Genomic DNA, 26,124 nt, shown 5'->3' with positions numbered 1-26,124 from the left:
TCACCGGCTTTATCTTTACTTATATAATAAACTTATTTTAGGCTGCATAGTATAAAAAAAGAACAAGAGGTTAAAAAAATGGCATAACTGGAATTATGTCTTATAACTAATTATTATTTTAACATAAATACAAATATGAACTAGATGAATGTGTTTCATCAAAAATGTTATTGGATCAGGCATGTGTTTATGATTTTTTGTTTATGGATATAGAATTGGGTTCAGAAAATGGAATTGATCATGGATTAAAAATTCGTAAGAAACATAAGAATTGCCATATTATTATTACATCAAATTATACAAAGTATTTAATTGATGGGTATAAGGTAAAGGCGGATCGTTATTTATTGAAACCAATTAGTCAGGAACTATTTGATAGTGAAATGGCACCGGTATTTCGTGAATATTATGCAGAAAACACAACCATCTATGATGAAAAGATTTCGCGATATCGAATTCGTTTGAATGATATTGTGTATATTGATTTTTTTGATAAAAATTCATATTTGGTATTTGATAATGGGAAGAAATTAAAAACTCCATATCCTTTATATTATTGGGAAGAAAAATTATCCAAAGAATATTTTGCGAGATGCTACAAAAGTATATTGGTGAATTTAAACTATGTAGATACAATCGTAAAAAACGATATTATTTTAGTGAATAAACAAAAAGTTCCAGTTTCAAGATTTTATCGCAAACAGTTTGAAGAAAAGTGGTTAGAAAATATTCAACGAATGTTATAAAATTGTATATATGAAAGAGATTATCCGAGATTTTTGTCAAGGCATCTATGATGCGATGTGTTCAAATCGAGAATTTATTGAAAAATATACATTTGAAGATCTTTTTGAGATTGTCTTAAAAGCTTTTTATGCTCTAGTGCTTAAGGTGCTTACCTTGGCCTTAGGTATTGTCGCTTGTGTTTTGGCTGCCGTTAAACTAAATATTAATTTTTATACCATATTTTGGGTTGGAATTACGCTTTGGCTTTGTTGGTTTATGGCAGATAGAGATCTTAAAAAAGCTGCTGCTTTGATACGAGATATTTCCAATCTAAATGAAAAGCCAAAAGAATGATCAAAAGATCATTGTTTTACTTGAAACCATATATAAAAAATGATTTAATATCTGTGCACATTATCAAGAGATGGGTTAGAGAGTTAGCTCAAAGATCCCACACCAACCTGATTTTAAAATTAAGGTGGTCCCGCTAACAACGATAAGAAGTATAAATAATTACAACATACTTCTTAGAGTATGTTTTTTTTATGATATGATATGTGTAAGGAGGAAAAAATGAAAAACTATATTTTCACTAGTGAGAGCGTTACAGAAGGACATCCAGATAAGGTATGTGATCAGATTGCGGATGCAATTCTGGATGCAGCCCTTGAACAGGATCCATATTCAAACATGGCGGTTGAATGTACGATCAAAGATGATTTTGTGTTGATTTATGGAGAAGCGAATACAAAAGCAGATATTGATTATGCAGCGATTGCGTTGGCAACGATCAAAAAGATCGGATACGAAGAAGAATATCATGTTCATGTTGTTGTAAACCAGCAAAGTCCTGAAATTCACAATGCGGTAAACCGTGATGATGTTTGCGCAGGTGATCAGGGAATCATGTTTGGTTATGCATGTGATGAAAGCAAGGAGTATATGCCTTTGCCAATTTACTATGCGCATAAGTTAGCTATGCAGTTGACAAAAGTAAGAAGAAACAATCCTAAATTAAAACCAGACGGAAAAACACAGGTATCTGTTGAATATGAAAACGATGAAATCAAACGTATTGATACGATCGTTGTTTCTACGCAACATGCAGCGGATGTTTCACAAGAAGAAATCAAAGAAATCATCATGAATGATGTCATTAAACCATGCATCAATGAGAATTTATTGGATGAAAATACAAAATACTTTATCAATCCAAGTGGAAGCTTTGTTGTAGGTGGATCTTTTGGGGATTCCGGAACAACTGGACGTAAAATTGTATGTGATACATATGGTGGACGCGGACGTATTGGAGGGGGATGCTTCTCTAGTAAAGATCCAACGAAAGTAGATCGTAGTGCAGCTTATTATTGCCGCTATGTTGCCAAAAGTATCGTAGCAAACAAATTAGCACGTCGAGCAGAAGTACAGGTATCTTATGCGATTGGTAAAAAAGAACCGATTTCGCTTTGTGTAGACACATTTGGAACAGGAAAGTTTGAAGACGAAAAGATTCTTGAAATCATCGAAAACAACTTTGATTTCAATGTTGATAATATCTTGAAAGAACTTGATCTAAGAAAACCAATCTACCGTAAGACAAGTTGCTATGGTCATTTTGGGGATCCACAGTTCTCATGGGAGAAGATAAAAGAGTTAAAATTCTAGGAAGGAAAGAAGTATGAACACTACATTAGTAATCATGGCAGCAGGCATTGGTTCTCGTTTTGGAGAAGGTATCAAACAGCTTGCCAAAATGGGACCAAATGGAGAAATTATCATGGATTACTCTATTTATGATGCCAAGGAAGCCGGCTTTAACAAGGTCGTATTTATCATTCGAAAAGATATTGAAGAAGAATTCAAGAGCGTAATTGGAGATCGTATTCAAAAACACATTGATGTTGAGTATGTTTTCCAAGATATCAATGATGTTCCAGAAGGTTTTTCTGTACCAGAAGGACGTACAAAACCATGGGGGACAGGGCAGGCAGTTTTATGTGCTAAAGAAGTAGTTAAAGATCCTTTTGTTGTCATCAATGCAGATGATTATTATGGAAAAGAAGCATACAAGAAACTACATGACTTTTTAGTTTCTAATGAAAAGCTTGATGCGAAATATACTATGGGTATGGCTGGCTTTGTCTTGAAAAATACTTTAAGTGAAAATGGAACAGTCACTCGTGGTATTTGTAAAGGCGAAAACGGATTGTTGAAAACCGTTATTGAGACAAAAGGAATCAAAGAAGAAAATGGCAAGATCTTATGTGATGATCCTGAAGTAGAAGCTTGGGTAAAACCAGAAGATCTTGTATCAATGAATATGTGGGCAGCTTATCCAGATTTCATTGATTATTTAGAACAGGGCTTTAAAGAATTCTTATCAAATATCGATGATGATCCAATGAAAAAAGAGTACTTATTACCAATTATCGTAAATGGTATGTTAGAAGAAAAGAGTGTGCAAGTTAAGATTTTGGAAACAAATGATCGCTGGTTTGGTGTAACATACAAAGAAGATAAAGAAGCCGTACAAAATTCGTTCAAAGAATTGATTGAAAAAGGTGTTTATCCAGAAAATCTTTGGAATGATTAATAGAAGAGCTTGGTTAAGACAAGCTCTTTTTTATGCTATTTCCATAAAAATGTAAACGGTAACGGGTTTATAATGTGTGAAATTGTCAAAAATACTGGACTTTTTTAGAAGATTATTGTAAGTTTCTTAACTGTGTGTTTTGAAAAATACACAAAAAAACAGAAAAAAGTACCAGGAGGCAAGAAATTATATGATAAAAAAAATCACTAAAACTGTTCTCGCTACCGGATTATTTTTGAGTTTTACAGCGGGAAATACTGCTGTTTTTGCAAGTACAAAAAGTGATGCTGAGGTTAAATTGCCGATTTCATTAACAGAAGCGGCTTATCAAGATGAAGAATCACTGATGGAAATTGTTCATAATTCTTTTGATGAAGAATTAACCGGATTAAAAGTAACAAACACGACAAAGTCAAGTGTTGAGATGGAATCCGATGATTACATGATTGAGGCTAAGGGAATCAATTTGGATAAGACAGGCTTGCAGAATGTTTCTTTGACTTTAACAAAGAAAGCCGGCAAAAATCCATTGCCGATTGAATTACCGGTTACTGCTCAACAAGTCAGTACAACTCCAGAGACTTCTACAAAAACAGTAATTGTAGATGTTAAAGACGTAGTTGCTCCAACGATCGAAACAGAAGAATCATTTGTGACTGATCAGGGAGTTAGCTTAGATCTAGCAAGTCAGATCAGCGCAAGTGATGATAAAGATGAAACAGTTGAAGTATCTTTAAATGGAGATGTTGATTACAACACAATCGGTTCCTATCAAGTGGAAGCAACCGCTACAGATAAAAGTGGAAACACAACAACAAAAATAGTGACTGTCAATGTTGAAGAAAATTTTTATGACAAGATTGCTTCTGCTGCATTGGCTCAATTAGGTGTTTATCAAGATTGTACGATGTTGGTAACAAATTCTTTGAAGGCTGTAGGAATTAATTTCCATGGATCACCGGCTGCTTACTTGTCTTTGGGGACTGTTACAGATAATCCAGTGCCTGGAGATATCATCGTATACAGTGGTCATGTAGCAATCTATATTGGAAATGGTCAGGCTGTGCATGGTGGATGGTTAGGAAATCAAACTGTCATTTCAACAGTTGAATGTGATAGACCGTTTATTGCCTATGTGCATGTAACAAAATAAGCGCACGATGCGCTTTTTTTTTATTGACTTTTGTACTATAGAAGACTAAACTATCTTTTAGTTTACAAGTAAACTAATGGAGGCATTATGAAAAAGAATGTGGAAAATTTGCTGTCATCATTTGCTAAGATTCGACGCTTTTATGCCAATGAATTACAAAATAAGCTAGAAAAGGAAAATCTTACACCTAATGAGATTTCAATATTGATCTTACTATCCAATAACCCTTCAGTCACGACAAGTTCGCAGCTCGTTTATTTTTTACAGGTATCTAAAGGATTGGTGAGTCGAAGTATTGATGGTTTAGTGAAAAAAGGATTGATTCAATGTGTACAGGACGATAAAGATCGTAGAGTTCAAAGAATTGTATTAACTCCAGCATCGAAAACTATAACTATAAAAATCACAAATGAAGTTAGAAAAATTAATGATCGGATTTTAAAAGATATTTCAGAAGAAGAGATTATTCAGATGGAGAGCACGATATCAAAGATTATCGAGTGTTTTGAATCAAAAGGAGGAAGGAATGTATGAAGTTAACAATGTCAAATGAAGTGGATTTAGGTAAAGAATCTGTTAAGAAACTATTCTGGATCTTAGCTTTACCAGCTATTCTGTCTCAGGTTATCAACGCTTTATATAATGTGGTTGATCGTATGTATATTGGACATATTCCTGAAATAGGATCAGCGGCATTGACGGGAGTTGGGGTTTGTTTTCCAATTATTATGATTATCAGTGCAACAGCGTATTTGTTTGGTGTTGGAGGCGCACCACGTGCAAGTATTTTTATGGGGAAAAAAGATAATAAAACAGCTGAAAAGATATTAGGGAACTGCTTTATTTCTTTAGTGATCGTTGCTTTGATAATAACGATCATTGTGTTAATTTTTAATGAACCATTGTTATATTTGTTTGGAGCCAGCGAAAATACGATTGGTTATGCAAGAAGCTATATTTGTATTTATGCAATTGGAACGATTTCTGTCATGGTAACACTTGGACTAAATGCATTTATCTCGGCACAGGGCTTCTCAAAGATAAGTATGCTGACGGTTCTTATTGGTGCGGTTACTAATATTGTTTTAGATCCAATCTTTATTTTCGTGTTTAACATGGGAGTGAATGGAGCAGCATGGGCGACAATTATTTCACAGACAATTAGTGCAATTTGGGCTTTTCAGTTCTTATTATCAAAGAAAACAGTACTACGTCTAAGAAAAGACTGTATGAAAATCGAAAAGGATATCCTTGTTCCGTGTATCGGCTTAGGTGTAGCTCCATTCATTATGCAGTCAACAGAGAGCGTTTTAGTGTTGTGCTTTAATTCTTCTTTATTGGCTTATGGTGGAGACCTTGCTGTTGGAGCTATGACTATTCTTTCTAGTGTTATGCAGTTTGCAATGTTGCCTTTGCAGGGAATGACACAGGGTGGACAACCAATTATTAGTTATAATTATGGGGCAGAAAAGCTTGATCGTGTAAAGAGTGCCTTTAAATTACAGTTAATGGCTTGCTTTATCTATGCTTTAGCGTTGTGGTTATTGGCAATGTTTGTTCCTTCTTTATTTGCGATGATTTTTACATCTGATCCAGATTTAGTTGAAATTACATCATGGGCTTTGCGAATTTATTTGTTCGCGATCCCAATGATGGGAATACAAGTTGCTTGTCAACAAACGTTTATTGCCTTTGGAAATTCAAAAACAAGCGCATTTTTGGCAATTTTCAGGAAACTGATTGTCTTGATTCCTTTGATTTATATTTTGCCAATGATTTTAACAGATAAGGTGTTTGCAGTATTTTTAGCAGAACCAATTGCAGATACGATTGCATCTGTCACAACGGCGACACTGTTTTATATAAGTTTGAAAAAAATGATTAGAACGAAGAATCAGGGATAATTACCTGGTTCTTTTTTTTGAACAAATATGAACGAAAATGGACAAAAATGAGTAAATATGATTGATTTTGTGCTGTTTAGGTGCTATATTGAAGATGACAAGAAAAGAGGGTGGATCTTATGGCTAGAATTAATATTGATGGTGCTCAAAATGTGGAAGTTTCCATTAAAATTCCATGTGAAAAAACACCTTTGGAACAGTTGGAAATCATGGAAGCTTATACAAAAGCCCACCAGGAATCAAAAGATGAAGATAAAGCGGTTCGTGAATTAAATTGTCTTAAAACAATTTTTCCGCGATTGTTCAGAAGCATAGAAGAAAATGATTTGATTGCTGGAAGACTTGATTTTTTGCCTATTGGATTTGGTAGTGTAACTAGTATTGGCGGTGTTGGTCATTATTGTGTATTTCATAAATTAAGAGCGTTTAAAGATACTTTAGAAGATGAAGAATTAAAAAAAAGAGTGGATGTTTTGTATGATTATTGGCAGGATAATGATGTAAAATCAATTTACTGTCAAGATGTATTGAATGATACAACAACAGGGCGGTTTATTGATTGTAAGTATCCATTTATGGCGACTGCCAGATTGAGCGGGATGATGTTGGATTATAAAAAGCTAGTGAGGTTAGGTGTAAATGGATTGATTGATTTGATCGAGAAAAATGAATCCAATACATTTATGGAAGCCTGTCTAAAAACGATGTATCTTTTCAAAGATGTCATTCGCAGACAAATTGAATTGGTAAAAGATGCCATCGAAAAGACACAGGATGAACAAAGATTAAAGGATCTTCACCTTATGAAAGAAGACTTAGTTTATATTTTGGATCATAAGCCAGCTACCTTCCATCAGGCTCTACAATTATTCTGGCTATATGCTCTATGTGCAGGATGCATCAATTATGGTCGTATGGATATTGTCTTAGGCCCATATCTAAAACATGATATCGATACCGGTTTGATTGATGAAGATGAAGCTTATCGTTATGTTAAATCGTTATGGACTATGATCGAAAATCGAAGAACGACGGTAAATGGCCGTATCATTGTAGGTGGTAAGGGTAGAGAAAATGTAGAAGCTGCCGATCTATTCTGTAAGATTGCCTTAAGAGTATGTAAGGATACTCGGTATGTTGAACCACAATTTACACTTCGTTTTGATCATACAACTCCTGATTACATCATGGATATGGCTTATGAATGTATTGCATCTGGGGCAACTTATCCAACTTTATATAATGATGAAGTTAATGTACCGGCTGTCATGTATGGTATGAGAGTAGATGAAAAAATTGCTGAACAATATATCCCATTTGGATGCGGTGAGTTTGTCATTCAGGGGAAAAGTGTTGGTACTCCTAATACATTATTGAACTTGGTTAAGATCATGCAGCTTGCATTAAATGAAGGATATGATCCAATGGATTATGTTTATAAGGCTGGTCCAGTTAAAGTAGATCCAATTGAATCCTTTGATACATTTGATAAATTCTACGATCAGTATAAAGCTTTACTGGATTATTACTTTGATTTAAGTGTATATGCACAAAAACACAGTTATGAAGTTATGAATCAGGAAGTCAGCTTCTTATTTACATCTATTTTAATGGATGATTGTCTAGCTAGACAAAAGGCATTATTAGATGGTGGTGTTGAAATTCTTGGTGGTACCAATGAAACATATGGAAACATTAATGCCAGCGATGCCCTTTATGCGATCAAAACATTGGTATACGATCAGAAAAAGTATACTCTAAAAGAGTTGAATGAAGCGGCATTGCATAATTATGTCGGCTATGAAAAGCTTCGTAAAGAAATTCTGGCTTTGCCTAAATATGGCAATGATATTGAAGATGTTGATGAAATGGCTAATGATTTATATGAATATGTCGCAAAAAATATTCGTCAACGTGGTATTGATGAAGGCATGGGTTATTATTTGATCGTAATCTCAAATAACCAGACCAATACTGACTGGGGACATCAAACAGATGCAAGTTTGGATGGAAGATTAAAAGGTATGTATATGAACCCGGCAAACAACCCTCAAGGTGGAGCGGCAAAGAGTGGGCCAACGGCTGTATTGAATTCTTTGGCTCGATTTGATGCGAAATATCATGGCGGCAGTGTTCAAAATATCAAGTTTACTCCACGCATGATGCATGAAGATAAAGAAAAAGTAAAGCTTTTATTTAAAACATATTTTGATAAAGGCGGATGTCAATTGATGGTAACTGTTGTCGATCATGGCGTATTGGAAGATGCGCAAAAACATCCGGAAAATTATCCGGATCTGATCGTTCGAGTTGCGGGATATAGTGCTGTGTTTGTCAATTTAACAAAAGATGTTCAAGAAGAATTGTTAAGTAGGACCTTATATGATTAATGTTTCGAATATTGAACGATTTGCGACCCATGACGGGCCGGGAATTCGTACTACGATTTTTTTAAAAGGATGTTCGTTACATTGTCCATGGTGTGCGAATCCAGAAACATGGGTAGAATATCCTGTATTGATGCATGATACTAAAAAATGTGTTCGTTGCTTTGCCTGTCAAAAGAATTGTCCAAATATGGCAATTCATTTTGATCCGGAATTTAAATGGAATCCTCAAACATGTCAACACTGTAATACTTGTGTTGAAAACTGTCCGCTTGAAGCGCTTGAATTTTCAGGAAAGAGCATGGAAATTGAAGAAATCGTTAAGATCGTTTTAAAAGATATTGATTATTATAAGAATAGTCAGGGTGGTGTAACGATTTCTGGAGGAGAAGCCTTTGTACAGTTTGATGCATTAATGGAATTGTTGAAGACATTAAAAAAACATGATCTACATGTAGCAATTGAAACGACCGGAAATTATTCCAATGAAAAAATAAAAAGGGCATTGCCGTATATTGATTTATGGCTCATAGATTTTAAACATATCGATAAAGAGATGTTGCAGAAAGTAACCGGTGGTGATTATGATCAAATCATGGAGAATATCACATATTTAATGAATACTTGCCCAGATCAAGTTATTATACGAACACCAGTTATACCAAAATTTAATGCTGATCAAAAAACACTGTGTGCCATGATCGAATATGTTTCAAAATATCCTGTCAAAGAAATGGATTTGCTTCCATATCATTCTTTAGGAAAATCAAAATGGGACAAGATGCATAAAAAATATATGTATTCAGATTTAAAAATGATGGATAAAAGTGAACTTTTAGACTATGTTGAAATCGGCAAAAAACATGGGTTGAAGATCAAACTGGGAGGTTAGTATGTTAACAAAAGAAAGAAAGCTAAGGATCATGAATCTTTTAGAGGAGAGATCCTTTGTGACAATCAAAGAATTAATTGAAGATTTTAATGTTTCTCGCTCCAGCATTGTTAGAGACTTAATTGAATTAGAAAATCAGGGGTTGATTCAAAGAGAACGAGGAGGAGCCAGTTTAAAGAGTGTTGATATTACTCTAACGAGCTTTAATGAACCGGCTGTTCAGGAAAAAGAGAATCTTCATATAGCACAAAAGCAGAGAATTTGTAAAGAAGCAGCTAAATCCATTCGTGATGGAGATTGTGTTTATATTGATTCAGGAACCACACCTGTTTATTTATTAGATTATTTGCAGGATAAAAAAATCACACTAGTAACTCCCAGTACATTTTTGATTCGTAAATTATCCGCAAATTTTAAAGGAGATATTTATCTTCTTGGTGGTCAATTTAACAAGTCATACGATATGAGTTATGGCTCCTTGACTTTAGAAATGATTCGTCAATTCTATTTTGACCATGCGTTTTTATCGACAAACGGCGTGGATCTTGAAACCAAAGAAGTTTATGTCTTTGATTTTAAGGTGGGGGCTGTTAAAAAGGAAATCATGTCTCGCTGTAAACGTACGGATTTATTGATCGATGCATCTAAGTTTGAAACAAGAGCAATGTGTACGTGGGCGAATTTAGATGATTTCCATACTGTGTATACGGATTCAATCAAAGAAGGGATCGAACCATTAGAAAATTTTGTAATTTGTGAAAAGGAGTAGACTATGAAAACAAAAGATGCAAGAAAATCCGCAATTTTAGAAAGTTTAAAAGGAGGCTTGATTGTATCATGCCAGGTGCAAAAAGACGATCCAATCTATACCGATGATATTGTAGTAAAGATGGCAGAAGCGGCAAGATGGGCGGGTGCTGTTGGTATTCGTGCGAATTCTCCAGAACAGATCAGTGCTATCAAAAAAGCAGTTCCAGAGCTTCCTGTAATTGGTTTATGGAAAGTTTGGCATGATGATACAGATGTTTTTATTACACCAACGATGAAAGAAGTTGACGCAATCTATGAAACAGGAGCAGAGATCATTGCCCTAGATTGTACAGCCCAGATCACACATGAAAAAACGGTTGCGTGGGACTTATTAAAACAGGCAAAAGAAAAATATCCAGATGCGATCTTTTTTGCGGATGTATCAAATTATGATGAAGCTAAACATGCAATCGAAAATGGTGCGGATATCGTAGCCCCTACTCTATATGGTTACACAAAAGAAACAGCGCATATTGAAGGACCAGATTTAAGAGAGTTTGCGAGAATGTGTCGTGATTTTAAAGATGATGCATGTGTGATGATGGAAGGACACTTATATACACCTGAAGATGCGATGAAATGTATTTTCTTAGGGGCTCATTCCGTTGTTGTAGGAAGTGCAATCACAAGACCTCATCTTACCGCAAAACGTTTTGTGGATTTGTTAAGCGGATATCAGAACAATTGGCGTGATGCAGAAAAAGCGAAACACTAATGTCAGATTTTTTTCTGACATTTTTTTCTTTTGTAGTATTCTATAGGTATAAGTAATATAAATAGCCTTTTAAGGTTTATTTAAAGAAGAGGAAGTAGGATTAGAAAGGAAAGGACCTTTATAAAGATGAAGAAAATTATTGTAAAAATAGCAACAGCTGTTATTGTGCTTGGCTTAGTTGGAGGTATCATATATTGGAAGTCATTACCTGAAAAAGATGTTTCTATAGAAACAGTTTATACTGAAGAGTATCAAAATAATGTTGCTGACGAACTGGAATCAAAAAAATCCTTAAACGATTATGATGAAGATCATATGTTGATTGAATATAATCCATTCAAGACTAATACTTTATCGCTCTATGTTTTTTTTAATACTGAAGAAGCTACAAAAGTATCTTATACTGTAAAGGCGCCGGAAACAGATTATGGAGATTTTAGTGCTAATGTAGATGGCAGTTATCGAACAGAACACGAATTTCAAGTTCTGGGTTTGATCCCTGGTACACTCAATGAAGTTGAGTTTGCAATAGAAGATGAAGATGGAAATACAATTACACGAACATATGAGTATACTACATCCTCTCTTCTAGGAAATGAGGATGTTCAACTTGAAGAAATGAATAGTACGGTGATTCAGTAGATATTGGAAATGGATTGTTTGCCTTTATGGGGAATGATAGTGATGAGCAGGATTTCATGTATTACTATGATGAAGATGGTGTGATTCGTGGAGAAATACCAATTCTTGGATATCGTAGTCATCGTTTGTTGTTTCAAGATGATTTGATGTATTTTAGTGTTGCTGAGAGTAAGATGGTAGCCATGAATGGATTAGGTCAAATCGTAAAAATATATGATCTAGGTCAATATGAACTGCATCATGATTATGTATTTGATAATGATGGAAATATTTTGATCTTGGCATCCGATACTGAATCCGATACGGTAGAAGATCGAATTGTCTTATTAGATGTAGAAACAGGGGAAGTCAGCGAAGTGTTAGATCTTGAAGATTTATTTGGGTCATATAAAGATATGACAAGCCATGATGAAGATGAAGACTGGGATTGGATGCATATCAATACGCTTCAATGGTTAGAAGATGGAAGTGTAATTTTAAGTTCAAGAGAAACAAGTACGATCATTAAGATCAATGATCTAGAAACAAATCCAAGTATTGATTATTTGATTGGGGAAGAATCATTCTGGAGCGATACTGAGTATGCGGATTATTTGTTAATGCCAACGAGTGAATTCTCCAATACAGGTGGGCAGCATTCCGTGACATATATGAGAGATGACTCTTTAGAAGATGGTCAATATTACCTATACCTATTCAATAATAATTATGGTGTTAGTACAACACGCAGCGATTATGATTGGACGCAGATTGAAGGAATTGAAACAAAATTAGCTACAGAAGGAGATACAGAAATTGATAGTGTATCTTACTTCTATCAGTATCTAGTAGATGAAAATGAAGGAACATATTCTTTAGTACAATCTTTTGAGATTCCTTATTCAGGAATTGTGAGCAGTGTTCAAAGAGTTGATGACTATATTATCACAGATTCAGGAATGCAAGGTGTACTGGGAATTTATGATGCGCAGGGAAACCTTTTGAAACAGTATAAATCAATGTTGAACAAGAAATATATTTATCGTATTTACTATTATGATTTTGATGGATTCTACTTTAATATTTAATAGAATCGGCTTTATGCCGATTCTTTTTTATCAACTTAACTGTCTTGTCAGCTGTAAATAAAAGATGTATAATTTGGCGGTATAAGTTTAAAAAGAGGGAAGATTATGTCATTGTTTAGTGAAATAGAAACATTAAAGAAAGAAAAAAATGCGATCATCTTGGCGCATTACTATGTGCCTGATGAAGTACAGGTAATTGCTGATTTTGTTGGGGATTCGTTTGCCTTGGCAAAAAAAGCTAAAGAAACGGATGCCAAGATCATCGTTTTTGCCGGAGTTCTGTTTATGGCAGAAAGTGCTAAATTGTTAAATCCAGATAAAAAAGTATTGATACCCGATATGAGTGCAGATTGTCCAATGGCACATATGGCTGCTATTTCAAAGATTAAAAAGATGAAAGAAGAGTATGAAGATCTTGCGGTTGTATGTTATGTGAATTCAACAGCAGCTTTAAAAGCCGTCAGTGATGTTTGTGTAACATCTTCTAATGCGGTAGATATCGTACGATCATTAAAGAATCAAAATATCTTCTTTATACCAGATCAGCATCTTGGATCGTATGTAAAAAAACAAGTTCCAGAAAAAAATATTATTTTAAATGATGGCTATTGTATCACGCACCATGCGATGACTAAAGAGACTGCATTATCTGCCAAAAAACAACATCCTGAAGCATTGCTACTGGTACATCCAGAATGTAAAGAAGAAGTGGTGCAGTTGGCAGATTATGCCGGCAGCACAGCTGGTATTATCAATTTCGCAAAAAGCAGTATGAACAAGGAGTTTATCATTGGTACTGAACTTGGTGTTTTATGTGAACTAAAAAAACAGTGTCCGGATAAGACCTTCTATCCAATGTCTGAAGAATTGATTTGCTCCAATATGAAAAAAATATTGGTTGAAAAAGTTCGAGATTGTCTAAAAGAGGAAAACAATGAAATAATTTTAGATGAAAATATGATGATCAATGCGAACAAACCACTGGAAAAAATGTTGGAGCTGGCATCATGAAACGAATTGATACAGATATCTTGATCGTAGGAACAGGAGCTGCAGGATTGTTTGCGGCATTACATGCAGATCCGGATAAAAAAGTTTTAATGATCACAAAAGTTGCAAAGGACAAGAGCGATTCCTATTTAGCACAAGGTGGAATATGTGTTTTAAAAGATGAAAGCGATTATGATAGTTTTTTTGAGGATACGATGAAAGCAGGTCATTATGAAAATCGTAGGGAATCCGTTGATATCATGATTCGCTCGAGTAAAGAAACAATCAATGAACTTATAGGATATGGTGTTGAATTTACGAAAAAAGGCGATCATTTTGACTATACTAGAGAAGGATGTCACTCTAAACCTAGAATCTTATATCATGAAGACATTACAGGAAAAGAAATCACTTCAAAGCTTTTAGCCGAGGTATTAACGCGTAAAAATATTACGATTCTTGAAAATATGCCTATGGTTGACATTTTGGAAAGAGAGAATGTTTGTTATGGGGTATTGGCAAAAAAAGACGGTGAATATTATACGATTAGGGCTAATTATACAATTTGGGCAACTGGAGGAATTGGAGGATTGTTTTGTAATTCAACAAATTATCCGCACTTACGAGCAGATGCAGTTGCGATTGCAATTCGTCATGGAGTCCAACTGGAGCATCCAGAATATATTCAATTTCATCCTACAACACTATATTCAAAAAAACATGGTAGAAGTTTTTTGATTAGTGAATCAATTCGTGGAGAAGGTGCAAAACTTTATGGGGCTGATGGTAAAAGATTTGCCAATGAAATATTGCCTCGTGATTTATTGACCAAAGAAATATTAAAACAGATGAAAAAAGACCATAAACCATTTGTTTGGCTCGATATGACTGTATTAGGAAAAGAAACGATCGTTACGCATTTCCCACATATTTATCAACACTGCCTGAATGAGGGATATGATTGTACAAAAGAGTGGATTCCTGTTGTTCCAGGTCAGCATTACTATATGGGTGGAGTATACGTGGATAAAAATTCAAAGACTTCAATGGAACGATTGTATGCAGCTGGGGAGACAAGCTGCAATGGCGTGCACGGAAAAAATCGTCTTGCTTCTAATTCTTTATTAGAAAGCCTGGTTTTTGCAAAAAGGGCAATGCAGGATATAAAAACACAGAAAGCAGTTCAATCTTCATGTGATTTAGACGATTTGGCTAAAGAAACAATTGAAAAACTACCAAAGGATTATGTGGAAACATATAAAAATATTGTTCTAAATGAGATTAAAAAGCGAAAGGAGAAGCAATGAACACAATAACGATGTCAATGAATGTGGATGGATTGATCCTGCAGGCTTTGCGGGAGGATATCACAAGTGAAGATATTACAACCAATGCCATCATGAAAAAATACCAGGAAGGATCTGTGCAATTGATTTGTAAACAAGATGGTATCATTGCCGGTTTGCCTGTATTTGAAAGAGTATTCCATTTGACAGATCCTAAAACAGAGGTGTTTTTGTTTGTGGAAGATGGAGCCGAAGTTAAAAACGGTCAGCAGATCGGTGAAGTGCATGGGGATATTCGTGTGCTTTTATCTGCCGAAAGAACGGCCTTGAATTTCCTTCAAAGGATGTCAGGAATTGCGACATATACACACGAAAGTGCAAAACTTTTAGAAGGTACAAAAACAAAATTACTGGATACAAGAAAAACAACACCAAATATGCGTGTGTTTGAAAAGTATGCAGTAAAAGTTGGTGGTGGATATAATCATCGCTATAACCTTTCAGATGGAGTTTTATTAAAAGATAATCATATTGCAGCTGCAGGAGGCATTACACAGGCAATCAATTTGGCTAAAGAATATGCATCATTTGTTCGTAAGATCGAAATTGAAGTTGAGAATATGGATATGGTCAAAGAAGCGGTTGAGGCTGGTGCAGATATTATTATGTTAGACAATATGAGCATAGATGAAATGAAAGAAGCGGTCGCATATATTAATGGCAGAGCATTGACAGAATGTAGCGGAAATGTCACAAAAGAAACAATTAAAGATCTAGCACAAATTGGAGTGGATTATATTTCCAGCGGTGCTTTGACACATTCAGCTCCAATTCTGGATTTATCTTTAAAGAATTTAAAAGCGGTGTAATCATGTCCAAAAATCATCGTTTGGATATAATCGTCAAAACTTTGTGCGATTCAGATCAGCCTGTTTCTGGAACAAAACTGGCAAAAATTTGTGATGTATCGAGGCAAGTCATCGTTCAAGACATAGCTTTATTAAGGGCTAAAGATATCGATATCATTTCTACCAGTAAAGGATATATTATCTTAGATCATGATATAAAAAGAGAAATCTATGTTTGTCATACAGATGAGATGATTGAAGATGAGTTAAATACGATAGTTGATCTAGGTGGAAAAGTAGAGAATGTTTTCGTGGATCATGCGATCTATGGAAGAATTGAAGCAAACCTGAATATTCATTCACGAAAAGATGTTAAAATTTTTGTGAACGAAACCACATTGAAAAAAATTAAACCTTTGACAGAGCTTACTGGTGGTAAACATGGTCATTTGGTTTGTGCCTCTAGTGAATTTATTTTAGATGAGATAGAAGAAGCCTTGGCTAAGATGAATATTTTGTCAAAAAAGGATGAGTGATTGTCTAGTTGTGTTATAATCATTCAAAGGATGTGATTATATGCAACCACCAGTATTTGATAAATTTCAAAATGAAGATCGTGATTTTAAATCAATAGGAAAAAGTTTATGGGTGTATTTTGCCGTAATGCTTGCCATTACTATGCCTTTTTCCTATATAGATAATGGATTGTCGGCTATTATTTCCATTATTACAATTTTGATCACGATCTTTTATTGTAAGCGAAAAACTAAAATACAAATACCAGGCTCTATATATGATTTGAATTGCTCTGTAAAAGAGCTGGGTAAGTATTTTATCTTGATGACCGGATTCTCCATGGCTGCAATCTTATTTATCAGTATTATCAGTACAGTATTCACCACGATTACAAATTTAGATATTCCTCAGGCAGATTTTACGTTTGATTTTAGCTCTTTGTCAGGTTGGCTTTTTTTGTTCTATGTTTGTTTGATCGGACCAATCTTTGAAGAAGTCTTATTTCGTGGAGCAATCTTAAGAACACTTAATAGATATAATCGCTATTTTGCCATTATTGCCTCAGCATTGATCTTCGGCTTATTTCATCTATATTTGGAACAAGGCGCACATGCATTTGTATTAGGATTAGTGCTTGCGTATGCTTCTTTAAAAACAGATTCTTTGATGGTTCCTATTTTGTTGCATATATTTCATAATACTTTAACGACATTTACTTCATTTTCGATGTCATTGACCACAATCGATCTGTTGTTTCGCTTTGCTTGTATGATTGTCGCTTTAATTTGGTTATCAAATCATATAAAAGATCTTAAAAAAGAATATCAGGAAGACCCGATTAGCTATCCTTTTTTTTCAAGACTCTTTTTAAGATTTTCTTTTATATCCTGGTTTGTTTTGTTTATACTTGAGACAGTTGTTAGTTTTATCGTTGGTTGATTTGATTTAGAATCAACCTTTTTTTTATCAAGTCGTATCATTTGAAATCGCTAAACCTGTATGTTATATTTAGGGTGCTTATATAACTGACGGGAAAAGTGGAACTGACCACATGGAAGTATAAGAGTATAAATGCCGTCCGTCTGGGCAGCCATAGAAAAGACAGGAGGACAACATGAGAAAAGAGTGGCAAGGTTTCAAAGGAACAAAATGGCAGGATGAAGTGGATGTTCGTGAATTTATTCAGAACAACTATACTCCATATGATGGAGATGAAAGCTTCATGGCTGAACCAACACAAGCAACAGAAAAATTATGGGGAGCTCTTCAAAAGCTTCAAAAAGAAGAGCGTGCCAAAGGTGGCGTTTTAGATATGGAAACAGAGATTGTTTCTTCTTTGACATCTTATGGACCTGGTTATATTGATGAATCAATGAAAGATCTTGAACAGATCGTCGGCTTACAGACGGATAAACCATTAAAACGTGCTTTTATGCCTTATGGTGGAATTCGTATGAGTGAAGAGGCATGTACCACATATGGTTATAAACCAAGTGAGAAATTACATGAAATTTTTACAAAATATCATAAAACTCATAACGATGCGGTATTTAGTGCATATACGCCGGAAATGCGTGCTGCACGACGCAATAAGATCATCACAGGACTTCCAGATACATATGGGCGTGGACGTATCGTTGGTGATTATCGCCGTGTTGCACTGTATGGAATTGATTATTTGATTGAGAAAAAGGAAGAAGATCTGGCACTTTGTGGCGATGGTACAATGCTGGATCATATCATTCGTCAGCGTGAAGAATTAGCTGATCAAATCAAGGCTTTAAAAGGCATGAAAGAAATGGCTGCTGCCTATGGCTATGATATTTCTGGACCAGCTAAAAACGCTAAGGAAGCTGCACAATGGTTATATTTTGGATATTTAGCTGCAATTAAAACACAAAACGGTGCAGCTATGAGTGTCGGACGTATTTCTACTTTCCTTGATATTTATTTTGAACGTGATCTAAAAGCAGGAATCTTAACAGAAAGTCAGGCACAGGAAATCATTGACCATATGACCATGAAGTTTAGAATGGTTAAATTTGCCCGTATTCCTAGCTATAATCAATTATTCTCTGGTGACCCGGTTTGGGCTACTTTAGATGTTGCGGGTATTGGTATGGATGGAAGACATATGGTAACTAAAACATGTTATCGTTTCCTACATACTCTTGAAAACATGGGACCTAGTCCTGAACCAAACTTGACTGTATTGTATTCATCTCACTTACCAGAAAACTTTAAAAAGTATGCAGCTAAGATCAGTGTTGCGACAAGCTCTGTTCAATATGAAAACGATGATGTAATGCGCCCAGTTTGGGGTGATGACTATGCAGTATGTTGCTGCGTAAGTGCAACACAGACAGGAAAAGAAATGCAGTTCTTTGGAGCTCGTGCAAATCTTGCGAAATGTTTGTTGTACGCAATCAATGGTGGAGTTGATGAAAAGACAAAAACACAGGTAGGGCCTGAATATAAACCAATTACAAGTGAATATTTAGACTTTGATGAAGTAATGCATAAATATGACATCATGATGGATTGGTTGTCTGGATTATATGTAAATACACTGAATTTGATTCAGTATATGCATGATAAATATTATTATGAAGCAAGCCAGATGGCTTTGATCGATACAAATGTTCGTCGTACATTTGCGACAGGTATTGCGGGATTCTCTCATGTAGTAGATTCATTATGTGCTATTAAATACGCAAAAGTGAAAACTGTACGTGATGAAGATGGCTTAGTCGTAGATTATGAGATTGAAGGAGATTTCCCTCGTTATGGAAATGATGATGATAGGGCCGATGAAATCGCAGTATGGTTGTTAAAGACATTTATGCGCAAAATTGAAAAGCATCATACATATCGTGATAGTGAACCAACAACTTCTATTTTGACAATTACATCAAATGTTGTATATGGAAAGGCAACAGGTGCTTTACCAGATGGTCGAAAAGCAGGGGAACCTTTATCACCAGGTGCAAACCCATCTTATGGTGCAGAAAAGAATGGCTTGTTGGCATCTTTAAACTCTGTAGCTAAACTTCCATATGAATATGCGCTTGATGGTATCTCAAATACGCAAACGATCAATCCTGGAGCGTTAGGGCATGACGATGAGGAAAGAGCAGAGAATTTAGTTCATGTTATGGACGGATACTTTGATCAAGGAGCACATCATTTAAATGTAAATGTATTTGGTGTTGAAAAGTTAAAAGATGCAATGGAGCATCCGGAAAAAGAAGAATATCAAAACTTTACGATTCGTGTTTCTGGATATGCGGTTAAGTTCATCGATTTAACTCGTGAGCAACAATTAGATGTTATTGCTCGTACATGTCACGATCATCTATAAAATTAAAAAGCCTGTACTCAGGCTTTTTTTAGAAAGGAAGTACTTATGACTTTAGGTTCAATTCATTCAATTGAAACTTTTGGATCTGTGGATGGGCCAGGTGTTCGTTATGTGATCTTTATGCAAGGATGCAAGATGCGTTGTCAATTTTGTCATAATGCTGATACGTGGAAAATTCAAGAGCCTGATCAAGATCCAGAAGATGTATTAAATAAAGCTTTGCGTTATCGCCCTTATTGGAAGGAAAAAGGCGGTATTACTGTAAGTGGTGGAGAACCATTGTTACAAATTGACTTTTTGATTGAATTGTTTACTCTTGCCAAGAGAGAAGGTGTTCATACTGTTCTTGATACATGTGGGCAGCCATTTACGTATAATGAACCATTTTTTAAAAAGTTTAATCGATTGATGGATGTGTGTGATTTAGTTTTATTGGATATCAAACATATAGATAATGCTAAACATCAATTGTTAACAGGACATACAAATCAAAATATACTGGAAATGGCAAAATATCTTTCCAAAATTAATAAACCGGTTTGGATTCGTCATGTTCTAGTTCCACAAAGAACAGATGAAGATATATTCTTAAAAGAATTATCTCAGTTCATTTCAAAGCTAAAGAATGTAGAAAGAGTGGAAGTTTTACCGTATCACACATTGGGGGCATATAAATGGCGTGAGTTAGGTCTATCGTATCCTTTAGAAGGCATTGATCCTCCAACAAAAGATAGAATAGAAAACGCAAATAAAATTTTAAAGACAGGCTGGCGATAATAAGTCAGCCTTTTCCTATCGAATGGAAATTATATACTATAAAAGGATATTCAGTTTCTGTTATAATATCAAAGGTGATTAAATATGGCAGTTTTACAAAAATCGATGACACAAGGAACTATTTGGAAACAAATGGTTGTATTCGCATTACCAATATTTTTTAGCAATCTATTTCAACAGTTATATAATGCGGCTGATTCATTAATTGTTGGTAATTTTTTAGGAAGTGAGGCCTTAGCGGCTGTAAGCTCATCAGGAAATTTAATATTTATGATGATAGGATTGTTTAATGGGATTGCCTTAGGTGCTGGAGTGGTAATTTCGCGATATTTTGGAGCGCAGGATCATGAAAATCTTCGCATTGCGATACATACAGATGTTGCTTTTGGATTGATCATGTCTGTTGTTTTGACGGTTTTAGGAGTAGTATTAGCACCATTTATATTGGAATTGATGGGCACACCAGAAACGGTCATGCCAGAATCGTTAAAATATTTTCGTGTTTATTTTGCAGGGGCTTTAGGACTTGTTATGTATAATATCTTTGTAGGAATCCTTCAATCACTAGGTGACAGCAAACATCCATTGTATTATTTGATCATTTCGAGCCTGATTAATATTGTCCTAGATTATGTGTTGATCGCATGGTTTGAAATGGGGGTCGAGGCGGCAGCTTTTGCGACTATTCTTTCTCAGTTTGTAAGTGCATTTTTATGTATGCGCCTGTTACACAAAAGTCAGGAAAGCTATCATCTTTCTTTTCGTGAAGTTCGAATTAATAAGGAAATGTTGAGAGAAATATTGCGCAATGGAATTCCAAGTGGAATACAGAATTCGATTACCGGGGTAGCTAATGTCGTAGTTCAATCCAATATTAATGTTTTTGGAGCAATGGCCATGGCTGGTTGTGGAGCGTATTCAAAAATTGAAGGTTTTGCCTTTTTACCGATTATGAGTTTTAATAACGCAATTACGACATTTGTTGGTCAAAATTTGGGAGCCAGACAAGAAAAGCGTGCCCAAAAAGGAGCAATTTTTGGAATTGTATGCAGTGTTGTGATTGCTGAAATGATAGGAATAGGGACAGTATTGTTCGCTAATCAATTGATTCTATTATTTGATAATAATCCAGAGGTAATATCATTTGGTGTTGCTAGATCCCAGATTGCAGGCTTTTTCTTCTGTTTGTTAGCTTTTACACATGCGATATCGGCGGTAAAACGAGGTGCGGGGCAACCTATGATCCCTATGATGGTAATGATCGTATCTTGGTGCATTATTCGAGTTGTTTTCTTAAGTGTGACTGGATATTTGTTCCATAATATACAATTTGTTTATTGGGTTTACCCTCTAACTTGGGGAATATCTTCTTTATATTATGTTTATGATATCATTAAACATAGAGAATTATTTTAAAAGACGAGTAGTTCGTCTTTTTTTGTAAATGAAAAGAGGTACGATTGATCGTACCTCCTCTTTTTATTTAAAATAGGTTTAATAATTGTTGAATCAACTTTCTTGGATCCCAGCTTAAGATAGCAGCAATATTTTGTGTCTGTGCACCTGTATTACCATCATTTCCGGAACCTCCTTGGCCACCATCACCGCCGGTTCCTCCACCTGGAGTTGGTGGATATGTACATGTTGTGCCATCCCAAGTACCACCTTGAGCAATACATTCTTCTTCAGGAGTTGGAGGATATGTACATGCTGTACCATCCCAAGTACCGCCATTGGCGATACATTCTTCTTCAGGAGTTGGAGTTTCAGGTTCTTCTTCCTCTTCTTTTACACAAGTAGAGCTTTCTGCATCCCAAGTACCGCCTTCAGCTTCACAAGCTTGTTGTTCTTCAGATGTATCATCTTCATCGTCATCTGTTGAAGATGTATCTGGATCTCCTTTGCTAGCAAATTCAGTCTTGATATAACCACCTTTATAATCAGTGATTCCATCTGGGCGAGGGATATCAACATATTGTTCTCTAGAACTCATGTAATCTAATAAGTAATCAGTGATTTCAAATGCCATATTGTAATATATGATCTGGTTAACTGGTATATAGTAACCTTGCTGTTCATATTGAGTTAAGTAACCAGACCAGCAGGCGACAGTGTATGCACTCGAATATCCAACTGACCATTCATCACGAATTGCAGCTTGTGGAATACCGTATTCCAATCCGTAAATTCCCCAGTCGGATGTACCAGATTTACCATAGATTGGATAAGAAGATGAAGCTAACTGATCATTCATCATTCCATAGTTTCCATTGACTACGTCATATAATAATTGAGACATCATCCATGCGGCTTGTTCTGAAATTACTTGAATAGGTTCTAAATTCGGAGTGACTTCAGAATTATCATTACGGTATACGATCTTACGAATCGTATGATCTTCGATTCGTTTTCCACCATTGGCAAATATCGTATATGCACTTGCCTGTTCTCTTGAAGAGGCCTGCATATCAGCACCACCGATACAATATTGTTCAACGAAAGCTTCTGCAACATCATCGGTATATCCCAGATTCTTACAATATTCAATCCAGTGATCATAACCTGTCTGATCAACGAGATCGATCATGGCTTGAGCAGCCGGCGTATTTTTAGAAACTCCTAAGGCTTTGGCCAATGACATTTTTCCATCGTATTTACCATCGGAGTTACCTAAATTAGTTCCTGATTTAAAGTAATCTTTTGCGACGTCATTTACTGTATGCACTGTAGACCAACCTAAAATATCGAAAGTCGATGCATAGGCTAATAATGGTTTCATAGATGAACCAGGTGAACGTTGCATAATTGAACTATCTTTACGATCAGCTGATGTAGAATCATAGAAACGACCTGGACCGACTGCCAAGACTTCACCGGTGTCATTATCTACAAACGTGAAACCTACATCAAACGCTTCATCTGGGAAGGCAAAGATTTCACCATTACAGATAGCGTTTGCCTGATTTTGAAGATCAGTATCAAGACATGTATAAATGTCCATTGGAACAATAGCTGGATCTTGTCTAGTTAAGGTTGCAGCTTCATTTAGTACTTGATCTAAGTATGCAGCATATGGATTTGAGTTTTCCTGTTCTACATACTGAAGAGAAAATGAAAGATCTGTATTTACATATAAATTGTATTCTTCTTCGGTGATGTATCCGTGTTGTAACATCATTGCCAGTGTTGTATTACGACGTTCTGTCGCAAGTTGTAAATGATTGGTATCTGGATCATTGATGTTATTGATTGGATTGTAGTAGTCAGGCGCATTGATTGCTCCGGCTAAAAATGCAGCTTCACCGACATTCAATTGAGAAACATCTTTATTGAAATAATAATTGGCTGCTTTTTGTATGCCTCGAGTATTACCACCTGAACCAAACCAGATTCGATTTACATAGAATTCAAAGATAGCTTCTTTATCAATCGTCTGCTCTGCAATCAAAGATAGATAAATCTCTTGAACCTTTAATTTGATTTGATCTACTGTTGTATAGCTTCCAGATTCTTTTAACTGTTCTTCTTTTTGTTTTGTGAAAGCATTGTCAATCATCTGCATGGTCAATGTTGAACCACCCTGTGAGAAGTCTCCAGTTCTTAGGTTGGTTAAGGCAGCGGCCATAAAACGAGGAAGGTCAAATCCATTATGTTCAAAGAAACGAGAATCTTCAATAGCTAAAAAGGCATCAATTACAGACTGTGGTATTTGTTCATAAGATACATCTTCACGAATTTCAGAACCTAATTCTGTCCATAAGTTTCCATTTCCGTCAAATATTCGCGTGTTTTGTGTTGTGACAAGTCCGTCCTGATTAAAACGCATACCATCTGGATCATTGACAATATTAACAAGGATAAAGAATACAGATATGCATCCTACCAAAAAAACTGTCAGGACCCCAATAGCGAGTTTATTCCAAATATCCAGTTTTCTTCGCCCTTTTGGTTTAGGACTTTTTGGTGGCTTGGAATCTGAACTTGTATTATTCTTGAGTTTTGACATTAGTTTTGCCATGAATTCAATCCTCCTTAAAATATTTTGCATCCACTTCTTTTAAGTACGCTAATCGTGGACGCAGTCCTTCTTTGATCAGTTGACCATTTTCTAAAAACCATTTATATGGAATAAAGCTTTTTGTCGTCTGATGATATTCTTTGATAAGCAATGGAGCATCGACTAAAAAAGTTTGGTGATAATATGAAAAACGAATGATAAAGAAACCAATTCCTTTGTGGAGCTTGACTTTTTCTAGATGCTCGATTTGATGATCATGGATCATCATTTTTGGGAATCCAGTTTTATTTTTCGTTTCCTTTGCTTCAAAGTCGATATAACATCCCCTATATACCCCATTGTAATCTGTAGTAGAAGGAGTTTTATAATAAGCTTCTACAATCTTAGCCTTATTTCTAGCCGGGTAATCCACTCGAACCACTTGTATAGGTGTTGGTTTCTTATATATCAGCGCAATATCACAAGCTCTATAATACTTGTTTGAATCATTGATATCTGATTCAAGACTCATTCCTCGTTGTGAATAAGTCGTGCTGGACTGTGATAAATTAACCGGTGAAATAGCGGTAGGATATTTTATCGTGCTCATCGAAAATATTATATATGAAAAGATAAGAACATTCAAATTTGCAATTGATTTTTTAGTCCAAAGACGGCATAATGTATAGAGAATTGGGGGAACGAATTATGGCAAAAGATACAAATTTGACAGCTCAAGTTATTTATGAAAAAGAATTTCATGTAGATATTAAAGGATATGCGCCTGCAGAAGTAGATGAATTTCTAGATCAGATCATTGAAGATTATCAGATATATGATGAAAAAATTGAAGAATTAGGACAGGCTTTGACCCGTTATGAAGAGAAAATTAAAGAACTTTCTCAACAAATTTTCACTCTTCAGACAGAAAATCAAAACTTGAACGAAAAAGTTAATGCTGACTTTGTGAATGGTAACAGCGATATGGTAGACGTTTTAAAACGTATCGCACGTTTAGAGAAAGCTGTATTTAATCAGTAAGAGAAGATGAGTCTGGGTCTAGACAGTCGCTGGCGTTAAGCTAGAGGAAAGTCCATGCTCGCACGATCTGTGATGATCGTAGTGTTTGTGCTAGATGAATTAATAAGTCTAGGCAGGTCCCAACCTGACGGCCGTCGATTTTCCTAAGGGAAACTATGGAAATAGACTATAAAAGTGCCACAGAGACGAGTCAATATGGAAACATATTGAGTGGAACGGGTAAACCCCGCAAGCGAGAAACCCAAATTTGGTAGGGGAGTCAGCCGGATTGAAACGAAATGAAGGCTGGATAACGAAAGTTATAGATAAATGACTGTCACTGACTTGTCAGAACAGAACATGGCTTATTGATCCAGATGTTAAGCAGGTGTAAAATCCTGCTTTTTTTCTCGTATTTTTAAAATTATGTGATACAATAC

General features: G+C 35.4%; 24 protein-coding genes, 1 other RNA gene and 2 riboswitches. Of the genes, 23 read left to right on the top strand and 2 right to left on the bottom strand.

Going from position 1 to position 26,124, the window contains the following annotated elements; genetic code table 11:
- Positions 1–164: 164 nt before the first annotated feature.
- From PND65_RS03180 to PND65_RS03080, 21 genes are all read left to right on the top strand, one after another.
- The gene (locus PND65_RS03180) at positions 165–746 is read left to right on the top strand and encodes a LytR/AlgR family response regulator transcription factor (RefSeq protein WP_271990286.1); all 582 of its coding nucleotides are present in this window, start codon (positions 165–167) and stop codon (positions 744–746) included.
- 10 nt (positions 747–756) lie between these two features.
- A complete protein-coding gene (locus PND65_RS03175) occupies positions 757–1,080 on the top strand; it encodes a hypothetical protein (RefSeq protein WP_035401427.1) in 324 nt (107 codons plus the stop codon).
- Between the two features lie 55 nt (positions 1,081–1,135).
- Positions 1,136–1,249: riboswitch (SAM-I-IV-variant riboswitch) on the top strand.
- Between the two features lie 50 nt (positions 1,250–1,299).
- Entirely contained in the window at positions 1,300–2,391 is a 1,092-nt protein-coding gene (gene metK, locus PND65_RS03170; RefSeq protein WP_015536259.1) for a methionine adenosyltransferase, read from the top strand.
- A 13-nt stretch (positions 2,392–2,404) separates the two neighbouring features.
- A complete protein-coding gene (locus PND65_RS03165; protein WP_035401429.1) occupies positions 2,405–3,319 on the top strand; it encodes a nucleotidyltransferase family protein in 915 nt (304 codons plus the stop codon).
- Between the two features lie 190 nt (positions 3,320–3,509).
- Entirely contained in the window at positions 3,510–4,472 is a 963-nt protein-coding gene (locus tag PND65_RS03160; RefSeq protein WP_051335170.1) for an immunoglobulin-like domain-containing protein, read from the top strand.
- Between the two features lie 87 nt (positions 4,473–4,559).
- Positions 4,560–5,006, top strand: coding sequence for a MarR family winged helix-turn-helix transcriptional regulator (locus PND65_RS03155; RefSeq protein WP_015536257.1), 447 nt, complete (start codon positions 4,560–4,562; stop codon positions 5,004–5,006).
- On the top strand, positions 5,003–6,376 hold the full coding sequence (locus PND65_RS03150) for an MATE family efflux transporter (RefSeq protein WP_035401432.1): 1,374 nt from the start codon (positions 5,003–5,005) through the stop codon (positions 6,374–6,376). Before PND65_RS03155 ends, PND65_RS03150 begins: the two co-directional genes overlap by 4 nt.
- A gap of 119 nt (positions 6,377–6,495) precedes the next feature.
- Entirely contained in the window at positions 6,496–8,766 is a 2,271-nt protein-coding gene (locus tag PND65_RS03145) for a pyruvate formate lyase family protein (protein WP_271990283.1), read from the top strand.
- Positions 8,759–9,655, top strand: a complete 897-nt coding sequence (locus PND65_RS03140; protein ID WP_204712789.1) for a glycyl-radical enzyme activating protein — start codon at positions 8,759–8,761, stop codon at positions 9,653–9,655. The genes PND65_RS03145 and PND65_RS03140 overlap by 8 nt, the downstream gene beginning before the upstream one ends.
- A 1-nt stretch (position 9,656) precedes the next feature.
- A complete protein-coding gene (locus tag PND65_RS03135) occupies positions 9,657–10,424 on the top strand; it encodes a DeoR/GlpR family DNA-binding transcription regulator (RefSeq protein WP_015536252.1) in 768 nt (255 codons plus the stop codon).
- A gap of 3 nt (positions 10,425–10,427) precedes the next feature.
- A complete protein-coding gene (locus PND65_RS03130; protein WP_271990281.1) occupies positions 10,428–11,180 on the top strand; it encodes an N-acetylmannosamine-6-phosphate 2-epimerase in 753 nt (250 codons plus the stop codon).
- Positions 11,181–11,306: 126 nt separating this feature from the next.
- Positions 11,307–11,822: an aryl-sulfate sulfotransferase N-terminal domain-containing protein gene (locus PND65_RS03125; RefSeq protein ID WP_271990279.1), complete on the top strand. Its 516-nt coding sequence runs from the start codon at positions 11,307–11,309 to the stop codon at positions 11,820–11,822.
- Positions 11,823–11,848: 26 nt separating this feature from the next.
- Complete coding sequence (locus tag PND65_RS03120; protein WP_271990277.1) at positions 11,849–12,889, top strand: aryl-sulfate sulfotransferase; 1,041 nt, start codon at positions 11,849–11,851, stop codon at positions 12,887–12,889.
- Between the two features lie 105 nt (positions 12,890–12,994).
- Positions 12,995–13,900 carry a quinolinate synthase NadA gene (gene nadA / locus PND65_RS03115; RefSeq protein WP_271990274.1) on the top strand — a complete coding sequence of 302 codons (906 nt, stop codon included), beginning with the start codon at positions 12,995–12,997 and terminating at the stop codon, positions 13,898–13,900.
- Positions 13,897–15,186: an L-aspartate oxidase gene (locus tag PND65_RS03110; RefSeq protein WP_271990272.1), complete on the top strand. Its 1,290-nt coding sequence runs from the start codon at positions 13,897–13,899 to the stop codon at positions 15,184–15,186. The genes nadA and PND65_RS03110 overlap by 4 nt, the downstream gene beginning before the upstream one ends.
- Positions 15,183–16,034: a carboxylating nicotinate-nucleotide diphosphorylase gene (nadC, locus tag PND65_RS03105; protein ID WP_015536248.1), complete on the top strand. Its 852-nt coding sequence runs from the start codon at positions 15,183–15,185 to the stop codon at positions 16,032–16,034. The genes PND65_RS03110 and nadC overlap by 4 nt, the downstream gene beginning before the upstream one ends.
- Positions 16,035–16,036: 2 nt before the next feature.
- On the top strand, positions 16,037–16,549 hold the full coding sequence (locus tag PND65_RS03100) for a transcription repressor NadR (protein ID WP_271990270.1): 513 nt from the start codon (positions 16,037–16,039) through the stop codon (positions 16,547–16,549).
- Between the two features lie 40 nt (positions 16,550–16,589).
- Positions 16,590–17,468, top strand: coding sequence for a CPBP family intramembrane glutamic endopeptidase (locus tag PND65_RS03095; protein WP_204712783.1), 879 nt, complete (start codon positions 16,590–16,592; stop codon positions 17,466–17,468).
- Positions 17,469–17,540: 72 nt separating this feature from the next.
- Positions 17,541–17,624, top strand: a riboswitch (ZMP/ZTP riboswitch).
- A gap of 19 nt (positions 17,625–17,643) precedes the next feature.
- Positions 17,644–19,890 carry a formate C-acetyltransferase gene (gene pflB, locus PND65_RS03090; RefSeq protein WP_035401450.1) on the top strand — a complete coding sequence of 749 codons (2,247 nt, stop codon included), beginning with the start codon at positions 17,644–17,646 and terminating at the stop codon, positions 19,888–19,890.
- A 45-nt stretch (positions 19,891–19,935) separates the two neighbouring features.
- Entirely contained in the window at positions 19,936–20,667 is a 732-nt protein-coding gene (gene pflA / locus PND65_RS03085) for a pyruvate formate-lyase-activating protein (protein ID WP_271990268.1), read from the top strand.
- A gap of 84 nt (positions 20,668–20,751) precedes the next feature.
- Entirely contained in the window at positions 20,752–22,083 is a 1,332-nt protein-coding gene (locus PND65_RS03080; RefSeq protein WP_271990266.1) for an MATE family efflux transporter, read from the top strand.
- Positions 22,084–22,150: 67 nt separating this feature from the next.
- Here the strand turns inward: PND65_RS03080 and PND65_RS03075 are convergent, their stop codons facing one another.
- Entirely contained in the window at positions 22,151–24,685 is a 2,535-nt protein-coding gene (locus PND65_RS03075; protein WP_271990264.1) for a transglycosylase domain-containing protein, read from the bottom strand.
- Positions 24,686–24,689: 4 nt separating this feature from the next.
- Complete coding sequence (gene recU / locus PND65_RS03070) at positions 24,690–25,274, bottom strand: Holliday junction resolvase RecU (protein WP_081683629.1); 585 nt, start codon at positions 25,272–25,274, stop codon at positions 24,690–24,692.
- 98 nt (positions 25,275–25,372) lie between these two features.
- Here recU and PND65_RS03065 point away from each other — a divergent pair, with 98 nt between their 5' ends.
- Together PND65_RS03065 and rnpB are read left to right on the top strand one after the other, a co-directional pair.
- Complete coding sequence (locus PND65_RS03065) at positions 25,373–25,705, top strand: DivIVA domain-containing protein (protein WP_015536244.1); 333 nt, start codon at positions 25,373–25,375, stop codon at positions 25,703–25,705.
- Between the two features lie 14 nt (positions 25,706–25,719).
- Positions 25,720–26,056, top strand: an RNA gene (gene rnpB, locus PND65_RS03060) — RNase P RNA component class B.
- Positions 26,057–26,124: the final 68 nt, after the last annotated feature.

It is taken from the genome of Faecalitalea cylindroides (assembly GCF_028321995.1).
Taxonomy (GTDB): domain Bacteria; phylum Bacillota_I; class Bacilli_A; order Erysipelotrichales; family Erysipelotrichaceae; genus Faecalitalea; species Faecalitalea cylindroides.
This window is presented reverse-complemented; position numbering and strand designations above follow the sequence as displayed.